This window comes from Actinophytocola glycyrrhizae (genome assembly GCF_042653545.1).
GTDB classification, from domain to species: domain Bacteria; phylum Actinomycetota; class Actinomycetes; order Mycobacteriales; family Pseudonocardiaceae; genus Actinophytocola; species Actinophytocola glycyrrhizae.
The window spans coordinates 1-22,605 of record NZ_JBHSIS010000008.1 but is presented as its reverse complement, the minus strand read 5'-3'; the positions used below and the strand labels follow the sequence as shown (position 1 = coordinate 22,605).

The following is a 22,605-nucleotide window of genomic DNA, read 5'->3' as shown; positions in this document are numbered from 1 at the left end:
TTCAGGCCCGGGGCGGCGGAACCGTCGCCACCCGCCGCGGGGGCAGGCCCGGCAGGAAACGGCCCGGCTGGCGGAGTTTCACGCACATGGTCGCCGACGCGAGCGCCAGTGCGCAGGCCAGCAGCAGCACCGGTGTGTAGCCCCACGACGGGACCACCGCCGCGCCGACGCCGACACCCAGCACACCGCCGAACGCCTTCGCGCTGTACACCGCGGCGTGGGTGCGCCTGGCGCCCGCGCTCTGGTCGCCGAAGAACTCCCGCACCAGCGAGGCGAACAGCGGGTAGAACGCGCCACCGCCGATGCCTGCCAGCAGGGCCGCGAACACGAGCATCGCCGTCGCGCCCGTGCTGGCCGCCGAGGCGAGGAACAGTTGTCCCAGGCCGAGGATCGCCAGCACCCAGGCGAGCGTGCGGGTCCGGCCGAGGCGGTCCGACACCCGGATCGCCGCGGCGCGGCCCGCGCCGTTCGCGCCGAGCAGTACGCCGGTGCCCACCGCCACCATGACCAGCGGCGCGTCGATCGTGCCGCCCAGTGTGGCCAGGAACGTGATGTCGAACAGGGACACCGCGCTCGCGATGAACAGGATCAGGTACATCAGGGGCGCGACCCCGGTGCGCATGGCCTCGCGCGGTGAGTACTGCCGCACCGCCGACGCCCGCTGTTCGAGCATCCACTCGCGCGGGTCGACCGAAGCGGGCCACCAGTTCGCGGGCGGGTCCACCATGAGCGTCCCGGCGGCCAGCACCACCACGAACACCACCACGGCGGTGATCGTCAGCGCGGGGGCCACCGGCGCGAACAGGAACGCGATCGCGAACGGCACCGAGCCGTACGCGAAGGCGCCGGTCGCGAGGCTGACCTTCGCCGCCTGCCGTTCCGGGTACCACTTGGCGACCGTCGACGAGCAGGTGGCGTAGACCAGGCCGGCGCCAGTGCCGCTGAGCACCGAGTACCCGATGACGGCGGCGAACGCGTCCCCGAACGCGAGCGAGAGCGGGCCGAGGGGGAGGAGCACCGCCCCGGCGATCATCGCGGTGCGTGGCCCGATCCGGCCGCGTTCGCGCAGGAACGCGACCGGGAAGCCGGCGCCGGCCTGGAAGACCGTCCACAGCGCGAGCAACCAGAACACGTCGAGTGGAGACCAGTCGCGGTCCACGAGCGAGGGCACCAGCGAGCCGAACCCGTACTGCAGGATGCCGATCGCGGCCATCGCGGCCCAGGACGCGCGCAACGCCCAGGACCGGTCGCGGCCGACCAGTTCACCGGGCGACGGGCCGACCTGGAAGCGACGCCCCAGGAAGTCAACAGAGGTACTCATCACGGACCCCTCTCTGGACAACGGGTTCCATACTGCATACAGTCTACAACATATGGTGGTGTCGGTCACAGCCCCGAAAGAGGGAAGGTTGGGCGCGAGTGGACCTGTACGAATACCAAGCGAAGGACCTGTTCGCGGCACACGGCGTGCCGGTCGGCCCGGGTCAGCGAGTGGTCACCGACGCGGCCGCGGCATCGAGCGCCGCCGCCGAGTTCGGGGTGCCGGTCGTCATCAAGGCGCAGGTGAAGACGGGTGGCCGCGGCAAGGCGGGCGGCGTCAAGCTCGCCACCGACGCCGGTGACGCGCTCGCGAAGGCGGAGAGCATCCTCGGCCTGGACATCAAGGGACACACGGTGCGCCGCGTGCTGGTCACGCCCGCGTCGACGATCGAGGAGGAGTACTACTTCTCGTTCCTCCTCGACCGCACGAACCGGACGTTCCTCGCGATGGTGTCGGCCGAAGGCGGCATGGACATCGAGCAGCTGGCGATCGAGCGGCCGGAGGCGCTGGCGCGGATCCCCGTCGACGCGAACGCGGGGGTGGACCTGGACCGGGCCAGGGAGATCGCCGCGGCCCTGCCTGCCGGGGTGCGGGACGCGGCCGCCGAGGTGATCGTCAAGCTGTGGGAGACGTTCGTGTCCGAGGACGCGACGCTCGTGGAGGTCAACCCGCTCGTACGGGACGGCGACGGCAACGTCGTCGCGCTGGACGGCAAGGTGACGCTCGACGAGAACGCGGCGTTCCGCCACCCCGGCCACGCCGGCCTCGTCGACGCCGAGGCCGAGGACCCCCTCGAAGCGGCCGCGAAGGCCAAGGACCTCAACTACGTCAAGCTCGACGGCCAGGTCGGCATCATCGGCAACGGCGCGGGCCTCGTCATGTCCACTTTGGACGTGGTGGCGTACGCGGGCGAGGAGTTCGGCGGCGTGAGGCCCGCCAACTTCCTCGACATCGGCGGTGGCGCCTCCGCACAGGTGATGGCCGACGGGCTGGAGATCATCCTCTCCGACCCGGACGTGAAGTCGGTGTTCGTCAACGTGTTCGGCGGCATCACCGCGTGCGACGCGGTCGCCAACGGGATCGTGCAGGCGTTCGGGCTGCTCGGCGACGTGAACAAGCCGGTCGTGGTGCGGCTGGACGGCAACAACGCCGCCGAGGGCCGCCGGATCCTCGACGACGCAGCGCTCCCTGGCCTGCGGCGCCTCGACACCATGGACAGCGCGGCCCGCAGCGCCGCCGAGCTTGCCTCCAAGGGGGCCTGAAGCATGGCTATCTTCCTCAACGAGGACAGCAGGATCATCGTCCAGGGCATGACCGGCGCGGAAGGCCGCAAGCACACCGCGCGCATGCTCGCCGCGGGCACGAACGTGGTCGGTGGCGTGACCCCCGGCAAGGGCGGGCAGCAGGCGGAGATCGGGTCCACGACGCTCCCGGTGTTCGACTCCGTCGCCGAGGCCATGGCCGGGACCGGCGCCGACACCACCGTCGTGTTCGTGCCGCCGAAGTTCGCCAAGGGCGCGGTGAACGAGGCGGTCGACGCGGGCATCGGCCTCGCGGTGGTGATCACCGAGGGCATCCCGGTGCACGACACCGCCGCGTTCTGGGCGCACGCCTGCGCCACCGGCAACACCACGAGGATCATCGGCCCGAACTGCCCCGGCGTGATCAGCCCCGGCAAGGCGAACGCGGGCATCATCCCCGCGGACATCACCTCGTCGGGCCGGATCGGGCTCGTCTCCAAGTCGGGAACCCTGACCTACCAGCTGATGTACGAGCTGCGCGACATCGGTTTCTCGACGGCCGTGGGCATCGGCGGCGACCCGATCATCGGCACCACCCACATCGACGCGCTGGCCGCGTTCGAGGCCGACCCGGAGACCGAGCTGATCGTGATGATCGGCGAGATCGGTGGCGACGCGGAGGAACGGGCAGCGGCGTTCATCGCCGAGAACGTGACCAAGCCGGTCGTCGGCTACGTCGCGGGGTTCACCGCGCCGGAGGGCAGGACGATGGGGCACGCCGGTGCGATCGTGTCCGGTTCGTCCGGCACCGCGGCCGCGAAGAAGGAAGCACTGGAAGCGGCGGGTGTCCGCGTCGGCAAGACTCCTTCCGAGACCGCCGAACTGGCCAGGGCGAGCCTGGTCCAGACCGTCGGCTCCTGAGCGGAGCCCGCGGAGCTGAGCGGAGCCCGCGGAGCGAACATCGATTGGGAGTGTTCATGCGTTTCGACGTCAACCTGTCCATCCTGTTCACCGAGCTGCCGATGCTCGAGCGTCCCGCCGCGGCCGCCGCGGCCGGGTTCGACGCGGTCGAGATGTGGTGGCCCTTCGACGGTCCGGTACCCGCCGACGCCGAGCTGGACGCACTCGAACGTGCCATCGGGGACGCGGGCGTCTCGTTGGTGGGACTGAACTTCGACGCGGGACACATGCCATCGGGTGACCGGGGCCTGCTGTCGTCGAAGGCCACCAGCAGCCGGTTCCGCGACAACATCGACGTGACCGTCGGGTTCGCGGAACGGCTCGGCTGCCCGACCCTGAACGCCTTGTACGGCAACACGACCGACGACTCCGACGTGGAGCTGGCGCTGGAGAACCTGGCGTGCGCGGCGAAGTCGGCGGCCCGGACCGGTGCCACCGTCGTCGTGGAGGCGCTCAACTCCTACGAGAACACCCGGTACCCCCTCACCTCGACCACCTCGGCACTGCAGGTGATCGACCAGGTACCGGGCACCGCGTTCCTCGCGGACTTCTACCACCTGGCGCGGATGGGTGAGGACATCCCCGCGCTGATCACGAACCACGCGGACCGGTTCGGGCACGTGCAGATCGCGGACGTGCCCGGCCGCGGCCAACCGGGGACGGGAGAGCTGGACTACCCGGCGATCCTGCGGCAGCTGGCGGAGAGCCCCTACACCGGGCCCGTCGGTCTGGAGTACAAGCCGGTTGGCCGAAGCGACGAGAGTTTTGGCTGGTTGGAGGCTTTGCGTGACTAGAATCGGGATCATCGGGCTTGGCATCATGGGCGGCCCGATGGCGTCGAACCTGCTCAGGGCGGGTTTCGACGTCATCGGGTTCGACGTGGTGCCCTCGGCCCTGGAACGGCTGGCGGCGCAGGGCGGCACCAATGCGGTGAGTGCCGCGCAGGCCGCGGCCGAGTCCGACGTGGTCATCACGATGCTGCCGAACCACCCGCAGGTGGAGGCGGTGGCGCTCGGCGAGGGCGGCGTGCTGGACAGCGCCAAGCCGGGCTCGCTCTACATCGACATGTCCTCGATCCGCCCGGAGACCGCGCGCAAGCTCGCGGCGGTCGGCGCCGAACGCGGTGTCCGGGTGCTGGACGCGCCGGTGTCGGGTGGTGAGAAGGGTGCGATCGACGGCGTGCTGTCCATCATGGTCGGCGGTGCGGCCCAGGACTTCGCAGCGGCGGCACCGATCTTCGACGTGCTCGGCAAGACCGTCGTCCACGTCGGGCCGGCGGGTGCCGGGCAGACGGTGAAGGCCGCCAACCAGCTCGTGGTCGGCGGCACGTACGCGCTGGTCGCCGAGGCCGTCGTGCTGCTGGAGGCGTCCGGCATCGACGCGAATGTCGGGCTCGACGTGCTCGCGGGTGGCCTCGCGGGCAGCCGGATCCTGGAGCTGAAGCGGAAGTCCATGGTGGAGCGCCAGTTCGCGCCCGGCTTCCGGATCGACCTGCACCACAAGGACATGGGGATCATCCTGGACGCCTCGCGGGACGCCGGTGTGGCACTCCCGGTCGGCAACCTGGTGGCGGCGCTGATCGCGTCGGCCAGGGCACAGGGGTACGGGCAGTTGGACCACTCCGCGCTGCTCAAGGTGGCGGAAAACCTCTCCGGCAAGGGAGACGCAGCGTGAGCACCATGCCCTGTATGGAGGCCGCGGTCGCGGTCATGGAGTCCGAGGGTGTCGACACCGTGTTCGGCATCCCGGGAGCGGCGATCCTGCCGCTGTACGCGGCGATGCGCGACAGCGGCATCAAGCACATCACCGTCCGGCACGAGGAAGGCGGCACACACGCGGCGGACGGCTGGTCCCGAGTCACCGGCAAGGTCGGAGTGTGCATCGGCACCTCCGGTCCTGCCGGCACCAACATGATCACCGGTCTGTACACCGCGCTCGCCGACTCCATCCCGATGATCTGCATCACCGGCCAGGCGGAGCGCGCGAAGCTGCACCAGGAGGCGTTCCAGGCGGTCGACATCGTGGAGATCGCCAAGCCGGTGACCAAGTGGGCGGTGCAGCTCAAGGAACCGGGCCAGGCGCCGTGGGTGTTCCGGGAGGCGTTCCGCATCGCGCAGTCCGGGCGGCCGGGCCCGGTGCTGATCGACCTGCCCATCGACGTCCAAAGAGGACTGTGCAACTACGACCCCGAGCTCGACGCGCCCCTGCCCATCGAGGTGCCGGAGCCGCATCCCGCACGGGTCCGCGCCGCGGTCGACCTGCTGGCCGGTGCGCGGCGGCCGCTGATCCTCGCCGGTGGCGGCGTCATCATCGCGGACGCGGCCGACGAGCTGCGTGAGCTGGCCGAGGCGCTGAACGTGCCGGTCCAGGTGACGTTGATGGGCAAGGGCGCGTTCCCCGAGAACCACGAGCTGTTCGCCGGCATGGCCGGTATCCAGACCCAGCAGCGGTGGGGCAACCAGGCGTTCCTGGAGAGCGACGTGGTGCTCGCGGTCGGCGCGCGGTTCGGCGACCGGCACACCGGCAAGCTCGACACCTACCAGGGTGACCGCAAGTTCATCCACGTCGACATCGAGCCGACGCAGATCGGCAAGGTGTTCGAGCCCGAACTCGGGATCGTCGGGCACGCCCGGCCGACGCTGTCGGCGCTGACGTCGTGCGCGAGGTCGCTCGGCGTCGCCCCCCACGGTGAGGTGTGGCCCTCGCGGGTCGCGTCGCTGCGGTCGACCCTGCTGCGCCGCGACGACTTCGACGACGTGCCGATCAAGCCGCCGCGCGTGTACCGGGAGATCAACGAGCACTACGGCGAGGACACCACGTTCGTCACGGCCATCGGGCTGTACCAGATCTGGTCCGGGCAGTTCCAGCACACGTACCTGCCGAGGCGCTACCTCGTGTGCGGGCAGGCGGGGCCGCTGGGCTGGGAGATCCCCGCCGCGATGGGCGTGAAGTGCGCGTTCCCGGACCGGCGCGTGGTGGCGGTGGCCGGGGACTACTCCTTCCAGTTCCTGATGGAGGAGATCGCGGTCGCCGCGCAGTACGAGATCCCGTTCGTCATCGTGATGGTCAACAACGAGTACCTGGGGCTGATCCGCCAGGCCGAGTTGCCCTACGACATGAACTACGCGGTCGACCTGCACTACGGCGAGGGCGGCATCGACCACGTGAAGCTCATGGACGCCTTCGGGTGCCCGGCGCGGCGCGTCGAGCAGCCGGGTGACATCCGGGCCGCGCTGGAGTGGGCGGACGCCGAGGCGGAGCGGCTTTCGGTGCCGGTGCTCGTGGAGATCATGGTGGAACGCGAGGCCAACGCCGCGATGGGCCCGTCCCTGGACGCGATCAAGGAGTTCGAGCCGGTCCCGGAACTGACACCCGCCGACTGAACGTCCTGGAGGTGCCCCTTCGGGAAGGGCACCTCCAGCGCGGTGGGCCTGTTTCGTCGGCACCGGGTCCGGTTCCCCGGGTTCGAACCACCTTCGCCTCCGGCGGTGATGGAGGCGAAGGGCGGCACGTCGTTCACCACGACCGGGCGTCCGGTGTTCTGGACGGTGAACCGGGACCGTCCCCGCCCGGACGGTGGGTGCGGTCCGCCTGGCGCGGCATCGACCGACCGGAGTGGAACTCACCCGTATCGCGGCGGGCAACGAACTCGTTGGGTTCCTGAACGGGGCGGCCGGGTGTGCGGGTCGCCCCGTTCTCGTCCGGCCGTTTCCTGGCCCGGTTCCGCGGACACTTCGGCGTCGCCGCGGAGTGGACGGCCGGGGTAGTCCGTCAGGCTCGTCCGCCGTCCGCGCATCTCGTGGCCGCCTGGATGAGGGCGGCCAGGGGTTTCGAGCGGGAGTCCTCCTGCCAGGCGATCGCCAGTGTCGAGGTCGGGGCTTCGGTGACGGGGACGGTCACCAGGTCGCTGCGCAGGTGGTGCCGGACCGACGCGGGCAGCAGCGCGATGGTGCGGCCCAGCGCGACGAGCTGCATCAGCTGCGCGGGGTCGCGGACCAGCGGGCCGCCGTTCGGCGGGCTGCCCGGCCACTGCGGGAACTGCTCGTCGCGCAGGTCCGCGAGTGTCAGCGACGGGCGGTCGGCCAGGCGGTGGGTGCGGGGTAGGACGGCCACCTCCTGCTCGCCCAGCAACTCCTCGTACGCGAAGCCCTCGGTGTCGTCGTGCGGGAAGCGCAGCAGGGCCGCGTCGGCCTCGCCCTCGCGGAGCAGGCGGGCCTGCTGGCCGATGCCGCAGATGTGCACCTCCACCTCGACGGGCTCCGGGCTCGCCGCGTACTCGGCCAGGATCTTCTCCATCAGGCCACCGTCGCTGTCCGGTTTCATCGCGAGGACCAGGCGGGTCCCCGCTCGCCGCGCACGCCGTTCCGCCGCGGTCAACGCGGTCAGTGCGCGGCGGCCCTCGTGCAGGAGGACCTCACCCGCAGGGGTCAGCGAGACCTGACGGCTGGTGCGTTCGAACAGCGTGACCCCCAACCTCCGCTCCAACTGCTGGACGGCCCGGGACAGGGGTGGCTGCGCGATCCCCAGCTTCGTCGCCGCCCGCCCGAAGTTCAGCTCCTCGGCGACAGCGACGAAGTAACGCAGCTCCCGCGAATCCATACCGCCAGAGTATCGATTCCCACCCAACGAGTGTTGGACCGCGCCCTGACCTGCGGGAACTCTGGAGTCATGACCACAGCACTGGTGACCGGGGCCAACAAGGGCATCGGCCTCGAGATCGTGAAGCGGCTCCTCGCCGAGGGCATGACCGTCTACCTCGGGGCGCGGGACCCCGAGAAAGGGGAGAAGGCCGCCGCCGACGTCGGCGCGCGGTTCGTCGCGCTCGACGTGACCGACGCGGAGTCCGTTCGGCGGGCCGCCGAGACCATCGACCGGCTCGACGTGCTCGTCAACAACGCGGGCATCACCGGCGGGCGCATGAACGCGCCGGGCGAGGCCGACCTCGGCGTGATCCGCGACGTGTTCGAGACAAACGTCTTCGGCGTCATCACCGTGACCGAGGCGTTCCTGCCGCTGCTCCGGAAGTCGGCGCACGCCCGGATCGTCAACGTGTCCAGCATGGTCGGGTCGCTCGCCAGCATGCTCGCCAACGACACGCCCAACTCGCTGGCCTACGTGCCGTCCAAGACCGCTCTGAACGCCGTCACCCTCTCCTACGCCAAGGCCGAGCCGGACATCAGGATCAACGCGGCCTGCCCCGGTTACTGCGCCACCGACCTCAACAACCACAGCGGGTACCGCACCGCCGCCCAGGGCGCCAACGCCGCGGTGACGCTGGCGACCCTGGACGACGGCGGCCCCACCGGGGGCTTCTACGACGAGGACGGGCCCATCGCCTGGTGAGTCCTACGTCCGCAGCCACACCGCCGTGTCCGTCGGCAGTCCGGGCCCGTCGAGCGGCCCGCTCGCGAGCAGGACCTCGGTGTGCGGCGGCAGCGGCACCGCCGACCCGGCCAGGTTGACGACACAGGCGAACCGGTCGTCACGGGAGAAGGCCAGCACGCCTTCCGGCACGTCGAGCCAGGTCATCGGCCCGTCGCCGAGGCCCGGCTCGGTGTGCCGGATCTTCAGCGCCGACCGGTACAGCTCCAGCATCGACACCGGGTCACCCGCCTGTGCCTCCACAGTGGACGCCGCCCAGTCGCCGGGCTGCGGCAGCCACGGCGCGGTGCCGGTGGTGTTGAACCCGTACGGCGACTCGGTGCCCGACCACGGCAGCGGCACCCGGCAGCCGTCGCGGCCGATGTCGGCGCCCTTGGTGCGCCGGAACACCGGGTCCTGGCGCACCTCGTCGGCCAGCTCCTCCACTTCGGACAGACCGAGCTCCTCGCCCTGGTAGATGTACACGCCACCAGGCAAGGCGAGCGTCAGGAGCGCGGCCGCACGGGCCCGACGCCGGCCCAGCTCGCGGTCGGTCGGTGCCTGGTGCTGCCGGTCGGCGAACGAGAACGACGTGTCGGCGCGGCCGTAGCGGGTGACGTGCCTGGTCACGTCGTGGTTGGACAGCACCCACGTCGCGGGCGCGTCGACCGGTGCGTGCGCGGCGAGCGTCGCGTCGACGACCTCCCGCAGCCGTTTCGCGTCCCACGGGCAGGACAGGAAGTCGAAGTTGAACGCGGAGTGGAGCTCGTCGGGCCGCAGGTACATGGCGAACCGGTGCGGATCCGGCAGCCACATCTCGCCGACGAACACGCGCCTGTCGTCGTAGGAGTCGGCGATCTTGCGCCACTCCCGGTAGATCTCGTGCACGCCGTCCAGGTCGGAGTACGGCAGGCGGCCCGCCGGGTCGTCGACGTCGGGCAGGCCGTCCTCCTTGACCAGGCCGTCGGCCACGTCGATGCGGAACCCGTCGACGCCGCGGTCGAACCAGAACCGCAGGATGTCGGCGAACTCCGCGTGCACCTGCGGGTTCGTCCAGTTCAGGTCCGGCTGCCGCGAGCTGTACAGGTGCAGGAACCACTGGCCTGGCGTTCCGTCGGGTTCGGTGATTCGCGTCCACGCCGGGCCGCCGAACCGCGACTGCCAGTTGGTCGGCGGCAGTTCGCCGTGCTCGCCCTGGCCGTCGCGGAACCAGAACCGCTCCCGCTCCTGCGACCCCGGCCCGGCGGCGAGCGCGGCGGTGAACCACGGGTGCACGTCCGAGCAGTGGTTCGGGACGATGTCGATGATGATCCGGATGCCCAGGTCGTGGGCCTCCTCGATCAGCTTCTCCGCCTCGGCGAGCGACCCGAACACCGGCTCGATGTCGCGGTAGTCCGACACGTCGTAGCCGCCGTCGTCCATCGGCGATGGATACCACGGGTTGAACCAGATCGCGTCGATGCCGAGGTCGGCGAGGTAGGGCAGGCGGGACCGCACCCCGGCGAGGTCACCGGTCCCGTCGCCGTCGCCGTCCGCGAAGCTGCGCACGTAGACCTGGTAGATGGCGGCACCCCGCCACCAGTTGTCGCTCATGCCGCCCCCTCGCGGGCTCCGTGGCGCCGCTCGCGTTCGCCCTGTGTCCGATGGTTCACTCCGCAAGCTCCGTTCACTCACTCACCCCTTGATGCTGCCGGCCGTGAGACCGGCCAGGATTTGCCGTTGGAAGATCAGGAACGCGACGACCATCGGGATGCTCGCGAGCACGAGGCCCGCCAGCATCAGGTTGATCGGCGTGTCCGGCTCGAACCGTTGCAGTGCGACCGACAGCGTCTGGATCTCCGGGTCCTGCAGGACCAGGAGCGGCCAGATGAAGTCCTTCCACGCCGCCACGATCGAGAAGATGGACACCACGGCGATGATCGGCCGCGACAGCGGCAGCACGATCCGCCACATGGTGGTGACGCTGCCCGCGCCGTCGATCCGCGCCGCGTCGAGCAGTTCGGTCGGGATCTGGTCGAAGAACCGTTTGAGCAGGTAGATGTTGAACGCGTTCGCCGCCGCGGGGAGCCAGATCGCGGCGGGCGAGTTGACCAGGTTCACCTCGACGATCGGCACCTCGGTGATCGCCAGGTAGGTCGGCACGAGCAGCGCGGAGGCGGGCAGCATCAACGTCGCCAGCATCAGCGCCAGGATCCACTTCCCCAGTGCCGGCCGCAACTTCGACAACGCGTACGCGGCGGGCACCTGCACCGCGAGCTGGATCAGCCACGCGCCCGCCGCGACGATCACCGTGTTCGTGAAGTACTTGGCGAGGTCCATGAAGGTCCACGCCTCGGTGTACGCCTCCGCGCCGAACGACTCGGGCAGCAGCGTCGGCGGGTTGCGCGCCAGCTCCGGCGCGGTCTTCATGGCGCCGAGCACCATCCAGAGCAGCGGGACCACGAACGCGACCGTGAACACCGTGATCACGAGCGCGAACACCAGCCAGTAGAGGAGTTTGCCCCGGCGTTTCCTCAGCGCCCACGGGGAGATCAGCGTCCGCTCCACTGTGGTCACCCCTTCGTCCTGGTCAGTCTCAGGTACAGCGCGGAGAACGCGCCGAGCGCGACGAACAGCAGCAGGCTGAGCGCGCTGGCGGTGCCGAAGTCGTTGTAGGTGAAGGCGTAGCGGTACAGCAGGAGCAGCACGGTGACCGTGGAGTCCTCCGGCCCGCCGCCGGTCATCACGTACGGTTCGGTGAACACCTGCATGGTGGCCACGATCTGCATCAGCATCATGATCAGCAGCACGAACCGGGTCTGCGGGATCGTGACGTGCCGCAGCCGCTGCCACAAATTCGCGCCGTCCAGCTCGGCCGCCTCGTACAGCTCACCGGGGATCGTCTGCAGCGCGGCGAGGTAGATCAGGGTCGCCGAGCCCATGGCCGCCCACGTCGCCACGAGCACGAGCGACAGCATCGACGTGTCGGCCGAGTTGAGCCACGCCAGCGGCGGCAGCCCGACCATCCGCAGCATGCTGTTGAACAGCCCGGGACCCGGGTCGTAGAACCACTTCCAGAGGATCGCGACGACCACCGGCGGCAGCATCACGGGCAGGTAGACCACGAGCCGGAAGTACGCCTTCATGTGCCGCAGCTCGTTCAGCACGATCGCCACGGCGAACGGCACCGCGAACCCGACGACCAGCGCCAGCCCGGTGAACAGCAGCGTGTTCCGCCACGCGATGCCGAACAGCGGGTCGGCGAACAGGGTCTGGAAGTTCTGCCAGCCGACCCACTCGGCTGGCGTCACGAAGTTGACCTGCTGGAAGCTGAGCAGGACCCCGCGGACGATCGGGTACCACGAGAAGAGGGCGAAGCACACCAGCGCGCCGCACAGGAACCCGTACGCGGTGAGGTTCTCGCCGATCAGGCGGCGGACGCGGGCCGGTGCCGGGCGGCGCGGCGCTCGCGCCGGACGCCTCTCGACGTCCGGCGCGAGCACGGCGGTGCTGGACACGGTTACTTGACCTGCGCCAGCGCGGCGTTGACCTTGCTTTCCGCGTCCGACAACAACGTGTCGATGTCGGCGTCTTTGTTGGTGAGCACGCCCTGCATCACGTTGTCGAGTGCCGCGTACACCTGCTGCGCGTTCGGCGGCTCGATCTTCTTGTCGAGGTCGGTGAGGCCGTCGACGTAGGGCTGGTAGTTCTCGACCGGCATCGTCGCGTACTCGGCGCGCAGGGTGCCTTGCTGCTCACGCAGGTCGCCGGTCCAGACGTCGGAGGAACCGGCGGGCGGCGAGGTCGGCAGGCCGATCGGCTGGTCCTGTTCGGCGTACCGCTTGAGGTCGGCCTCCATGCGGTCCGGGTTCAGGTACTTCCAGGAGATCCACTCCAGCCCGGCCCTGATCTTCTCCGGCGTGGCCTTCGGGTTGATCATGTACCCTTCGCCGCCGACGAGGGTTCCGTTGCCGCCGGGCAGCGGGGCCAGGCCGTAGTCGGCGTAGTCGCCCTTGAACTGGTTGACCAGCACGGGCACGTTGTCCGGCGCGGCGATGTACATGCCGAGCTGGCCCGCGCCCATCATCCGCTGGACGTCCTCGATCACCAGCAGCTGCTTGTCGCCCATGGTGTCGTCGGTCCAGCGCATGTCGTGCAGCGCCTGCGCGACCTCCTTGCCCTTGGCGTTGTTGAAGTCCGCGACCCACTTGTCGCCGTCCTGCCTGGCGATGTCACCGCCTGCGGAGTACATCCAGGTGGTGAAGTGCCAGCCGCCCTGGTTGTTCTTGCTGTACTCGGCGAAGCCGACCGTGTTGTCGCCGAGCGCGGTGATCTTCTTGGCGGCCGCCCTGACCTCGGGCCAGGTGGCGGGCGGCTGGTCGGGGTCCAGCCCGGCTTCGGTGAAGAGCTTGCGGTTGTACAGCAGGCCCATCGAGTAGTTGGCGGTCGGCAGGCCGTAGACCTTGCCGTCGGAGGTGAAGATCTCCTTCAGCTCCGGCTGCAGCTCGTCGTAGTGCGGCACGTCCTTGACGTAGGCGGAGATGTCCGCGGCCTGGCGGCGCGCGATCAGGTTCGCCGGGTCGGTGAGGTAGACGTAGAAGACGTCCTCCAGCTGGCCGCCCGCGAGCTTCGAGTTGAAGGTCTTGGGGTCCATGAACCCCTCGCGGGGCTGGATGTCGATGTTCTCGTGCGTCCGCTCGAACTCGGCGACGTCCTCGTCGAAGATCTTCCGCTCGAACGGCTGCGTCTTCGGCGGCTGCCCGTTCACGGTGATGGTGACCTTGCCGTTCGCGCTGCCTTCGCCGCTGTCCTCGCCGCAGGCGACCAGGCTGACGCCCAGGCCCGCGGCCAGCACCAGGCCGAACGCCCTGCGCGTGAGTGTGTTCATGGTTGTCGTAACCCTCCGTCGACGAGCCGCCGTCGGGGACCGGCCCGTGTCTCGGGTAGCTGGGGTGGGACCCGTAGGAAATTGGTGAGCAACACCATAGGTCTCCCGAACTGATACTTGCAATAGTTCGACAGAGATCTGAAAAAATCTGACTCTGCCTACTGGTGGTGGGGTCTCGGATGGGTGACGGCGGGGTTGCGTTCACGCCGCTGAACCGGTCATGGGCACGGCGAGGTCCCGGCTTCGGAGCCGGTTTCGGCAAGAAAGGGGTGGTCGCGCTCGTGGGCGAGGCGGGGGAGGGCGGCCGCCGGCCCCCGGTTTCCAGCGTAGAGCGAGGCGCCGACATCGGGGCGGACCTGTCGACAGCCCAACGGGTTGTCCACAGGCGGCCGCGGACGAACCCGGTTCTGTCGGTGCCGTCCGGTAGCGTGGTTCGAGGGGGCCGGAGGCCGCCCCGGCGCTTTCGGTCAGCGCCTTTCGGTCAGCGCCTTTCGGTCATCACGCTGTGGTCAGCGCGCCGTGGTCACCGCACGGCGGTCTTCGTGCGGGCGGGTGCCGCCGACGCGCGGACCACCAGCTCCGGCTCGAACAGCAACTCCTCCATCGAGACCTCGTTGCCCGCGATCAGCGCCGCCAGCAACTCGACCGCGGCCCGGCCCATCGCCTCGATCGGCTGCCTGACCGTCGTGAGCGGCGGGTCGGTGCACGTCATCAGCGCCGAGTCGTCGTACCCGATCACCGAGACGTCCTCCGGCGTGTTCATCCCGAGCCGCCGCACGGCGCGGATCACGCCGAGTGCCAGCGGGTCGCTCGCGCAGATCAACCCCGTGATCCCGTTCTGCACCAACCGGGTCCCGACCGCCTGGCCGCCCTCCACGGAGAACATGGTGTGGCCGATCGTGTGCTCGTCGACCGTCAGCCCGACCCGGTCGGCGCACGCCCGGAACGCGGCCAGCTTCCGCCGCGACGGGATGTGGTCACGCGGGCCGAGCACCATGCCGATCCGCTCGTGGCCCAGTGCGACCAGGTGCCCGAACGCCTGCTCGACAGCCACCGCGTCGTCGCACGACACGACCGGGTAGTCCAGGTCGATCGACGCGTTCACCAGCACCACCGGCAGCTTGCGTCGCACCAGCTCGTAGTGGTGCTCGTGGTTCGCGTCGTCCTCGGCGTGGCTGCCGCCGGCGAACACCACCCCGGACACCTGCTGCGCGAGCAGCAACTCGACGTAGTCCGGCTCGGACACGCCTCCCGTGCAGGTGCACAGAACCGGCGTGAACCCCTGCTGTGCCAGCGCGCTGCCCACCACGTCCGCGAGCGCCGGGAAGATCGGGTTCTGCAGCTCGGGCAGCACCAGCCCGACGAGCCGCGCCCGTTCGCCGCGCAGCTGCGTCGGCCGCTCGTAGCCGAGCACGTCCAGCGCGGTGAGCACGGCCTGCCGCGTCGACTCGGAGACACCCGGTTTCCCGTTGAGCACGCGGCTCACGGTCGCCTCGCTGACCCCGACCTTCTTGGCTACCTCGGAGAGACGTCGTTGCGCCATGGTTGCAAGTCTAGGACAACACTTGCAAAGGCTTGCGCTGGTTTGCGGAATGTCCGGTTCCCCGGTGCGCCGGAGTGTCCTGTCCGGAGTGGGCCGGACGGGATGGCACGATGCCCGGCGAGGAGGTGGTCGGGTTGGCTGAGCCCGCGTTGCCCGCCACCGTCGTGACCGCGCACCTCGCCACGTGCGCGCGGGCCATCGCGGAGGCCGAAACGCCCGTCGCCGACCTGCCGGAGACCGCCGGTCACCTCGTCGGCGCGCAGCGTGACATCTCCGCCGCGCTGGACGGCCTCGCCACCCGGTTGGCGCGGGGCCCGCTGACCGCGGACCGGGCCGCGCTCGTCGAGGTCCTGCGGGCCGCCGCGGCCGCGTCCGAACACGCCGCCGACGCGCTCGACGCGGGTGGACAACTGTTCGAATCCGTTGCGAATGAAACGCGCTTTTAGCTGGTCAGGGCCACTTTCGCGGACTAGAATGAGGGTAGTCCGCGATTGGGAGGTTCGTCCTATGCGAAGCGTCTGGAACGGCACGATCAGGTTGGGTCTCGCGAACATCCCGGTGAAGGCGTACGGCGCCACGGAGGAGCGGGGGACCGGCCTGCACCACGTGCACGTGACCGACGGCGGGCGGGTGCGGCACCGCAGGGTGTGCGAGGTCGACGGCGCCGAGGTGGACCTGTCCGAACTGGCGCGCGGCTACGTGCTGCCGGGCGGCGAGACGGTGGTGCTCACCGACGACGACCTGGCTGGCCTGCCGCTCTCGGCGTCGCGTGCGATGGAGGTGCAGGCGTTCGCGCAGGTGGAGGAGATCGACCCGATCTACTTCGCGCGGACCTACCACCTGGAGCCGGAGCCCGCCGGGGTGAAGTCGTACGTGCTGCTGGCCGAGGCGCTGCGCCGGTCCGGCCGCGTGGCGGTGGTCAAGATCGCACTGCGGCAGCGGGAGAGCCTCGGCGTGGTGCGGGTCCGCGACCAGGTGCTGGTGCTCGAGACGATGCTGTGGCCAGAAGAGGTCCGCACCCCGGACTTCCCGTTCCTGTACCAGGACGTCGAGGTCAGCGAACGCGAGATCCGCGCCGCGACGGACCTCGTCGAGGGCCTGACGGAGAAGTTCACCCCGGCCCACTACACCGACGGCTACCGCGCGGCGCTGCGCGCACTCGTACAGGCCAAGATCGACGGCAACGAACTGGTCCAGCCCGCCGCCGGGTCGCAGCGCGAGGGCGCCGCCGACCTGCTGAGCGCACTGCGCACGACCCTCGCCGACAAGCGGATGCCACACCAGCGCGTCGAGGAGGCCCGCACCGCGGAGGCGGCGGCTGAGCAGGCGAAGGAGACCGCCCGCAAGGCCGCGAAGAAGAACCGCGAGACGACCAAGAGCTGAAGGGCCTGGCCGACGTCGTGGGAGTGCGGCAGGGGTGTCCCTGTCCGCACTCCCACGGCATCGACACCGTCCGATGGGCCCTTGCAGGGCACGCCGGTGTGCCCGTCGGCCCCGCCTCGCGGCCCGCGCGCCTGCCGCGAGGCGGGCACCCTGAAGGGGCCTGCGAAGCCGGTGGCATGCGGGCCGGGCGGAAATGTCGGTGCTCGGCGGTAGTGTGAAAACCGGGGGTCCCCCTGGCGTACGAATGGACCGTTCGTACGCCCAGAGGGGCCGGTTACCTGGCTTCCGGGTCGGCCAGCAGGCCCTGGCGTAGCTGTTCGAGCGTGCGCGACAGGAGCCGCGACACGTGCATCTGCGAGATGCCGATGCGCTCGGCGATCTGCGTCTGCGTCATGTGCCGGAAGAACCGCAACGTCAGGATCTGGCGTTCGCGTTCCGGCAGGGACTCGATCAGCGGTCGCAGGGACTCGTAGTTCTCGACGCCCGTGAGGGCCTCGTCGGGTTGCCCGAGTGTGTCGCCGAGCGGGTCGGAGTCCGAGTCCGGGGACAGGGCCTCGTCCAGCGACATCGAGTGGTACGCGTTGCCCGCCTCGAGACCCTCGTACACCTGCTCGGGTGACAGGTCCAGGTGCTTGCCCAGCTCACTGGGCGTCGGTGCCCGGCCAAGGCGCTGCGACAGCTCCGCGCTGGCCGCGTTGATGGCGAGGTTCAGCTCCTTGAGCCGCCTCGGCACGTGCATGGACCAGCTCGCGTCGCGGAAGTGGCGACGGACCTCGCCCATCACCGTCGGCACGGCGAAGGACAGGAAGTCGGTGCCGCGATCGGGCTGGAAGCGGTCGACCGCGTTGATCAGGCCCAGGGTCGCCACCTGCACCAGATCCTCGCGGGGGACGCCGCGGTTGGAGAACCGGGCGGCGATGTGCTCCGCGAGGGGCAGGTGGCCCGTGACCAGCTCGTTCCGTAGTTCCGCGCGCCTTGGGTCGTCCTCCGGCAGCCCCGCCATCTCGTCGAACTTCGGGGTCAGGTGTTCGTAGCCGGTGGCCGAACTGTGCTGGTCTCTGGCGCGTGAGCTCTGCGTCCCGGTCACCCGGGAAGCCCTTCCGTCCTGCGCTTGGCCAACTCGATGTGGACCAGATGCGTGTCGGCGTCGTCAGGGCCATCGACCCACGTGGCGGTGTGGTCGGTCAGCGTGGACAGCACGCGCCAGCCGAACGAGTCGCTGCTCGGCTTCGCGTCGCTTGTGGACGGAACGGCCACCACGAACCGGATCTCGTCGTCGCTGACCCGGAAACAGCACGTCAGGACGGCTTGCGGCGCGCCCTGGGTGATCAGCGTCGAGCACGCCTCATCGACCGCGAGACGCAGGTCGGCGATCGAGTCCAGGTCGAAGTCGGCGCGCATCGCGATGCTTGCGGCCAGCGACCGGATGATCGGGAGGTTGGTGAGCACGGCGCCGATTCGCAGCTCGATCTCTTCTGGACTGCCGTCCTCGGTTCCCTCGAACATGTACCCGGAGTACCCACAATCTTGAGCAGAAACACAGGAGTTCGGGCCGCTTCGTGACCGCGCGTCAACACCGTATCGGGTCTTTCGGCCCTGCTCAACACACCCCGCCGACTACCCCGTTTGGCGCACGGGTGTGTGGCCGCATAACGTGGGGCTGGCAAGCCGTCGAAACGAGGGAGCCAAACACATGTTGGCGGTAACGGAAGCGGCTGCCGAGGCGATCAGTGCGCTGACCGCTCAGGGTGGCAACCAGGAAGGCGGACTCAGGTTCGCCATGCAGGCGAGTTCCGACTCGCAGGCCGCGCTCGCGCTCTCGGTGGCGCCCGCGCCCGCCGAGGGCGACGAGGTCGTCACGGCGAACGAAGGCGCGCACGTCTTCCTTGAACAGGAAGCGGCCAACTACCTGTCGGACAAGGTCCTCGACGTCCAGCCGGACGCCGAAGGGCAGTTGAGCTTCGCGGTCCTCGAGCAGGCCTGAGGATCCACAGAGGACCGGGCGGGTCACCGGCCCAGGGCGTTCTGCAGTTCTTTCTTGGTCATGGAAGAACGACCTTTGATGTTCTTCTTCTTGGCCTCGTTGTAGAGCTGGTCCCTGGTCGGCCCGCCCGGTCCTTTGCGGTTGCCGGACCGCTCGCCACCACGCTTCTGCGGCGACTTGTCCTTCACCGACGACCGGCTCGCCGACCGCGACTCGCCGGACTGCGCGCGGTTCTTGTTCACCGTCCGCGCCGCGATCTCCTTGGCCCGGCCCGCACTGCGGCCCTGCTCCTCCTGGCCTTCCTTGATGTGCTCGTACTGACGTTCGCGCTTGTTGCTCCACGACTGCGGCATCATCCACTCCTTTCAGGCTTCTCACCTGGGAGTACCCACTTCGGCCGCCGCCGAATCGTTACCGCCCTACGGTGGGCCGCATGACGCGTGCCGACGAGTTCCGTGCCCTCCACGACGACTTCCTCCTTCTGCCGAACGCATGGGACGTCGCGTCGGCGGCCGCGCTGGTGCGGGCCGGCTTCCCAGCGGTCGGCACCACCAGCCTCGGTGTGGCCGCGGGTGCCGGCCTGCGGGACGGGCTGGGGCTGTCGCGGGAGGCGACGATGGCGCTCGCCGCCCGGCTCGCCGGACTGCCGGTACCGGTGTCGGTGGACGTCGAGGGCGGTTTCGGTGCCGACCCCGGTGCGGTGCGGGAGCTGGGGCACGAGCTGGCCGCGCTGGGCATCGCCGGGGTCAACATCGAGGACGGGCGCGAGAACCGCGGGCTGACCGACCCCGCGCACCACGCCCGGCTCGTCGCGGCGATGGGGGAGAGCGGGCTGTTCGTCAACGCCCGCACCGACACCCACTGGCTGGACACCGAACGAGCAGGCACGCTCGACCGCGTGCGCGCGTACGTGGACGCCGGTGCGGACGGGGTGTTCGTGCCCGGCATGATCGACGGCGCCGAGATCGAGGCACTCGTGGCGGCCGCGGGTGTGCCGGTGAACCTGTTGTACCAGCCGGGCAGGCTGTCGGTCGGCACCGCGCGCGGGCTCGGGGTGCGGCGCGTGAGCACCGGCTCCCTGCTGTTCCGAGCCGCGCTCGGCGCGGCGCTCGAGACCGTCGAAGCGGTCCGCGACGGCGTGCCGCCGCCGCGTGAAGTCCCCACCGTGCAACAGATCCAGGGACTGTAGAGACGAAGACGGGATTCGAACCCGTGTACAAGGCTTTGCAGGCCTCTGCCTGTCCTCTCGGCCACTTCGCCAGTGAAACCGTGTGCTGCCAACAAGGTTGCCAGCACGCGGCCACCCAGCACAACGGCTCCCACGACGTGGGAAACCGCTGTGCGCGCGCGGGCTCCTTGTCCTTCCCCGACTCCTCGGCCGCTCGTCCAACGACACGTTCGGGGTTCCTTGGCTCCCAGCATGTGGACCAGACCTTTGACCTCGACATAACTGGAGGTCATACCGTCGCTGACCATGACGATTCTGGTGACCGGCGCGACCGGCAACGTCGGCAGGCATGTGGTGGCGGGACTCGTGGCCTCGGGAGAGCCCGTGCGGGCGGTTACCCGCACACCGTCCCGGGTTCCCGGTGGGGTGCCGGTGGTGCCCGGCGGGATCACGGACGTGCCCGAGCTGCTCGACGGCGTCGACCGGGTGTTCCTGCTGTGGCCGTTCACGAACGCCGACGACGCGCCACCGGTCGTGTCCGCGCTCGCGGAGCGGGTGTCGCACGTCGTGTTCCTGTCCGCGCGCGGCGTGTCCGACGACTCGCCGCTGTTCCACGCGCGGATCGAGAGGCTGCTGCGCGACAGCGGTGTCGGCTGGACGTTCCTGCGTGCGGGCGGCTTCGCGACGAACACGCTGGAGTGGGCGGACCAGGTGCGTGCCGGGGTGGTGCGCTGGGTGTACGGCGGCGCGGGCAGGTCGCTGATCCACGAGCGGGACATCGCTGACGTGGCAGTGACCGCGCTGACCTCGCCGTCGCACGTCGGCGCGGCCTACGAGCTGACCGGACCGGAGACGTTGACGCAGGTGGAGCAGGTGCGCACGCTGGGCGCCGCCGTCGGGCGGGACGTGCGGTGGGAGGAGTTGCCGGTGGCGCGGGCGCGGGCGTCGATGCTGGCGCGGGGATGGGACCAGGACTTCCTCGATGGCGGTCTCGCCTACTGGGCGTCGCTGGTCGACGAGCCGGAGACGGTGACGGGCACGGTCGAGGAGGTCACCGGCAAGCCTGCGCGCACGTTCGCGCAGTGGGCGACCGACCACGCGGCGGACTTCCGCTGAACGGCCGCGCCGGGGCGGCCGCCGGCCCCCGGTTTCCAGCGTGGTGCGGGGCACCGACACCGGCGGACGTCATCGCGGTGGGCTGTGGACAACGGGGTGACCTGTGGACAACCCGGTGGTCACCCCGTCCGCGGCCGTGAGGAATGTCGGTGGTCCGTGGCAGGCTGGCTACCGGGGGCCGGCGGCCGGCCCCCGGTAGCGCAGGGGTCAGCAGCGGGCCTTGACCTTCTTCAGATCGGTCCGCAGCGCCGGTGCGCCGTCGACCGGTGCCGGGTCCTCCGGCGTCGGCGCGACGCCCTCGGCCGCGACCTTGTCCAGGGTCGCGAGGCCCTCGGCGCCGATCGTGCCGAAGATCGTGTAGTTCGGGCGCAGGTAGGCGTTGCCGTAGACGAGGAAGAACTGACTGCCGTTGGTGTCCGGGCCCGCGTTCGCCATCGCCAGGGTGCCGCGCGGGTAGACCTTCCGCTCGCCGGTCGGGTCGTTCGGCGCGGGTGCCAGGTCGACCGGTAGTTCGTCGGCGTACCGGTAGCCCGGCCCGCCGGAGCCGGTGCCGCTCGGGTCGCCGCACTGCAGGACCTCGAGCGTGGGGTAGGTCGTCAGCCGGTGGCACGTCGTCCGGTCGTAGAAGCGCCACTTCGCCAGGTGCACGAAGCTCTGCACGGTGCACGGCGCCGCCGCGCGGTCCAGGGTGAGCGGCAGCGCGCCCTGGTTGGTGCGCACGTCCACCCGGACCTTGCCGCGGTCGGGGGTGCGTGCCGGATCGGGTGGCAGCGGCACCGGCCGGGCGGCCGGCTCGTCCGGGGTCGTCGTGTACTGGCACGGGCCGTGGGTGGACCCGTCTCCGGTGGCGGTGGTCGCGGCGCCGGTCGGGGCCGTCACCACCAGGCTCGCGGCGGCGATCAGCATGGCGCCTGCCGCGATCGTGAACTTCCTGACCACTGGTCCTCCTCTTCGCAGGGGCGCAGCAGTCTAGGCCGCGGCGCGTCGCGGGCACCAGGGCCGAGACGCGCCGCTCGCGGGCCGTGTCGTCCTGCCGACCTCGTTACGCTGCGCCGGGTGACCGGATCCGACATCGCGCGCGCGATTCTCGACGGCAGCTCGTTCATGACGATGGCCACCTCGGACGCCGACGGCGTGCCGTGGGCGACGCCCGTGTGGTTCGCGACCGAGGACCACCGGTCGCTGTACTGGGTCTCGGCACCCGACGCGCAGCACTCACGAAACCTCGCTGTGCGGCCGGAGATCTCGGTGGTCGTCTACGACTCCACCCAGCGGCCGGGGAACGTGAACGCCGTCTACATGACGGGCACTGCGGCACGGGTCGATGACAGCGCCGCCGTCGAGGAGGGGATCGGGGTCTTCTCCCGCGTGGCGGTGCGGGAGGGGATCGGCGAGTGGGGCGCCGACCGGGTGACCGGCGACGCCCGGCTGCGCCTTTACCGCGCATCCGTTGCCGCGCACTACATCCTGGACCCGGACGCGCCGGTGGACAGGCGCCTGCGGATCACGCTCTAGTTGTGTACGTGGGCGGTCGGATCGGTCCGGGTGCGGGGTGGGCCTGCGCCACCGTCAGGGTTGCGCAGGCAGGGGCCCTGAAAGGCGCGTTCAGTCGTCGGTGTCCTCTGGCGAGGACGTCCTGCTGGGGGTGAAAATCTTGTCTG

General features: G+C 70.2%; 23 protein-coding genes and 1 tRNA gene. 12 read left to right on the top strand and 12 right to left on the bottom strand.

What is annotated here, in order from left to right; genetic code table 11:
- Position 1 precedes the first annotated feature (1 nt).
- Entirely contained in the window at positions 2-1,321 is a 1,320-nt protein-coding gene (locus ACFPCV_RS18605) for an MFS transporter (RefSeq protein WP_378057487.1), read from the bottom strand.
- A gap of 98 nt (positions 1,322-1,419) precedes the next feature.
- On the opposite strand from ACFPCV_RS18605, the gene sucC reads away from it, so the two are divergent.
- From sucC to gcl, 5 genes are read left to right on the top strand one after another with little or no spacing between them, the layout of a single operon-like run.
- Positions 1,420-2,583, top strand: coding sequence for an ADP-forming succinate--CoA ligase subunit beta (gene sucC, locus ACFPCV_RS18600; RefSeq protein WP_378057486.1), 1,164 nt, complete (start codon positions 1,420-1,422; stop codon positions 2,581-2,583).
- Positions 2,584-2,586: 3 nt separating this feature from the next.
- Positions 2,587-3,483, top strand: a complete 897-nt coding sequence (gene sucD / locus ACFPCV_RS18595; protein ID WP_378057485.1) for a succinate--CoA ligase subunit alpha — start codon at positions 2,587-2,589, stop codon at positions 3,481-3,483.
- 56 nt (positions 3,484-3,539) lie between these two features.
- Positions 3,540-4,316, top strand: coding sequence for a hydroxypyruvate isomerase family protein (locus ACFPCV_RS18590; protein WP_378057484.1), 777 nt, complete (start codon positions 3,540-3,542; stop codon positions 4,314-4,316).
- On the top strand, positions 4,309-5,196 hold the full coding sequence (locus ACFPCV_RS18585) for a 2-hydroxy-3-oxopropionate reductase (RefSeq protein ID WP_378057483.1): 888 nt from the start codon (positions 4,309-4,311) through the stop codon (positions 5,194-5,196). Before ACFPCV_RS18590 ends, ACFPCV_RS18585 begins: the two co-directional genes overlap by 8 nt.
- 14 nt (positions 5,197-5,210) lie before the next feature.
- Positions 5,211-6,905, top strand: a complete 1,695-nt coding sequence (gene gcl, locus ACFPCV_RS18580; RefSeq protein ID WP_378057742.1) for a glyoxylate carboligase — start codon at positions 5,211-5,213, stop codon at positions 6,903-6,905.
- 388 nt (positions 6,906-7,293) lie between these two features.
- On the opposite strand, the gene ACFPCV_RS18575 is transcribed toward gcl, so the two are convergent.
- Positions 7,294-8,121 (bottom strand): LysR family transcriptional regulator, encoded by an 828-nt coding sequence (locus tag ACFPCV_RS18575; protein ID WP_378057482.1) that lies wholly within the window; start codon positions 8,119-8,121, stop codon positions 7,294-7,296.
- 69 nt (positions 8,122-8,190) lie between these two features.
- Here ACFPCV_RS18575 and ACFPCV_RS18570 point away from each other — a divergent pair, with 69 nt between their 5' ends.
- Positions 8,191-8,865 carry an SDR family oxidoreductase gene (locus ACFPCV_RS18570; RefSeq protein ID WP_378057481.1) on the top strand — a complete coding sequence of 225 codons (675 nt, stop codon included), beginning with the start codon at positions 8,191-8,193 and terminating at the stop codon, positions 8,863-8,865.
- A gap of 3 nt (positions 8,866-8,868) precedes the next feature.
- On the opposite strand, the gene ACFPCV_RS18565 is transcribed toward ACFPCV_RS18570, so the two are convergent.
- The 5 genes from ACFPCV_RS18565 to ACFPCV_RS18545 form a co-directional block, all read right to left on the bottom strand.
- A complete protein-coding gene (locus ACFPCV_RS18565; protein WP_378057480.1) occupies positions 8,869-10,476 on the bottom strand; it encodes a glycoside hydrolase family 13 protein in 1,608 nt (535 codons plus the stop codon).
- Between the two features lie 81 nt (positions 10,477-10,557).
- Positions 10,558-11,439, bottom strand: coding sequence for a carbohydrate ABC transporter permease (locus tag ACFPCV_RS18560; protein ID WP_378057479.1), 882 nt, complete (start codon positions 11,437-11,439; stop codon positions 10,558-10,560).
- On the bottom strand, positions 11,436-12,380 hold the full coding sequence (locus ACFPCV_RS18555) for a carbohydrate ABC transporter permease (RefSeq protein WP_378057478.1): 945 nt from the start codon (positions 12,378-12,380) through the stop codon (positions 11,436-11,438). Before ACFPCV_RS18555 ends, ACFPCV_RS18560 begins: the two co-directional genes overlap by 4 nt.
- 2 nt (positions 12,381-12,382) lie before the next feature.
- A complete protein-coding gene (locus tag ACFPCV_RS18550) occupies positions 12,383-13,750 on the bottom strand; it encodes an ABC transporter substrate-binding protein (protein ID WP_378057477.1) in 1,368 nt (455 codons plus the stop codon).
- A gap of 523 nt (positions 13,751-14,273) precedes the next feature.
- Positions 14,274-15,293: a LacI family DNA-binding transcriptional regulator gene (locus tag ACFPCV_RS18545; RefSeq protein ID WP_378057476.1), complete on the bottom strand. Its 1,020-nt coding sequence runs from the start codon at positions 15,291-15,293 to the stop codon at positions 14,274-14,276.
- A 110-nt stretch (positions 15,294-15,403) separates the two neighbouring features.
- Between ACFPCV_RS18545 and ACFPCV_RS18540 the strand changes: the two genes are divergently transcribed.
- Together ACFPCV_RS18540 and ku are read left to right on the top strand one after the other, a co-directional pair.
- Complete coding sequence (locus ACFPCV_RS18540) at positions 15,404-15,739, top strand: hypothetical protein (protein WP_378057475.1); 336 nt, start codon at positions 15,404-15,406, stop codon at positions 15,737-15,739.
- 61 nt (positions 15,740-15,800) lie between these two features.
- Positions 15,801-16,676 (top strand): non-homologous end joining protein Ku, encoded by an 876-nt coding sequence (gene ku / locus ACFPCV_RS18535; RefSeq protein WP_378057474.1) that lies wholly within the window; start codon positions 15,801-15,803, stop codon positions 16,674-16,676.
- A gap of 274 nt (positions 16,677-16,950) precedes the next feature.
- Here ku and ACFPCV_RS18530 read toward each other — a convergent pair whose 3' ends face one another.
- The gene (locus ACFPCV_RS18530) at positions 16,951-17,763 is read right to left on the bottom strand and encodes an RNA polymerase sigma factor SigF (protein ID WP_378057473.1); all 813 of its coding nucleotides are present in this window, start codon (positions 17,761-17,763) and stop codon (positions 16,951-16,953) included.
- A complete protein-coding gene (locus tag ACFPCV_RS18525; RefSeq protein WP_378057472.1) occupies positions 17,760-18,182 on the bottom strand; it encodes an ATP-binding protein in 423 nt (140 codons plus the stop codon). Before ACFPCV_RS18525 ends, ACFPCV_RS18530 begins: the two co-directional genes overlap by 4 nt.
- A 187-nt stretch (positions 18,183-18,369) precedes the next feature.
- On the opposite strand from ACFPCV_RS18525, the gene ACFPCV_RS18520 reads away from it, so the two are divergent.
- Complete coding sequence (locus tag ACFPCV_RS18520; protein WP_378057471.1) at positions 18,370-18,660, top strand: iron-sulfur cluster biosynthesis family protein; 291 nt, start codon at positions 18,370-18,372, stop codon at positions 18,658-18,660.
- Between the two features lie 23 nt (positions 18,661-18,683).
- Here the strand turns inward: ACFPCV_RS18520 and ACFPCV_RS18515 are convergent, their stop codons facing one another.
- Positions 18,684-19,016 (bottom strand): plasmid stabilization protein, encoded by a 333-nt coding sequence (locus ACFPCV_RS18515; protein WP_378057470.1) that lies wholly within the window; start codon positions 19,014-19,016, stop codon positions 18,684-18,686.
- A gap of 77 nt (positions 19,017-19,093) precedes the next feature.
- Here ACFPCV_RS18515 and ACFPCV_RS18510 point away from each other — a divergent pair, with 77 nt between their 5' ends.
- Positions 19,094-19,849, top strand: coding sequence for an isocitrate lyase/PEP mutase family protein (locus tag ACFPCV_RS18510; protein ID WP_378057469.1), 756 nt, complete (start codon positions 19,094-19,096; stop codon positions 19,847-19,849).
- On the opposite strand, the gene ACFPCV_RS18505 is transcribed toward ACFPCV_RS18510, so the two are convergent.
- Positions 19,850-19,920: transfer RNA gene (locus tag ACFPCV_RS18505), tRNA-Cys, on the bottom strand.
- Between the two features lie 214 nt (positions 19,921-20,134).
- Between ACFPCV_RS18505 and ACFPCV_RS18500 the strand changes: the two genes are divergently transcribed.
- Positions 20,135-20,944 (top strand): NAD(P)H-binding protein, encoded by an 810-nt coding sequence (locus tag ACFPCV_RS18500; protein ID WP_378057468.1) that lies wholly within the window; start codon positions 20,135-20,137, stop codon positions 20,942-20,944.
- A gap of 207 nt (positions 20,945-21,151) precedes the next feature.
- Here the strand turns inward: ACFPCV_RS18500 and ACFPCV_RS18495 are convergent, their stop codons facing one another.
- Complete coding sequence (locus ACFPCV_RS18495; protein WP_378057741.1) at positions 21,152-21,850, bottom strand: peptidylprolyl isomerase; 699 nt, start codon at positions 21,848-21,850, stop codon at positions 21,152-21,154.
- Positions 21,851-22,000: 150 nt separating this feature from the next.
- On the opposite strand from ACFPCV_RS18495, the gene ACFPCV_RS18490 reads away from it, so the two are divergent.
- Complete coding sequence (locus ACFPCV_RS18490; protein ID WP_378057467.1) at positions 22,001-22,459, top strand: pyridoxamine 5'-phosphate oxidase family protein; 459 nt, start codon at positions 22,001-22,003, stop codon at positions 22,457-22,459.
- The last annotated feature ends 146 nt before the right edge of the window (positions 22,460-22,605 follow it).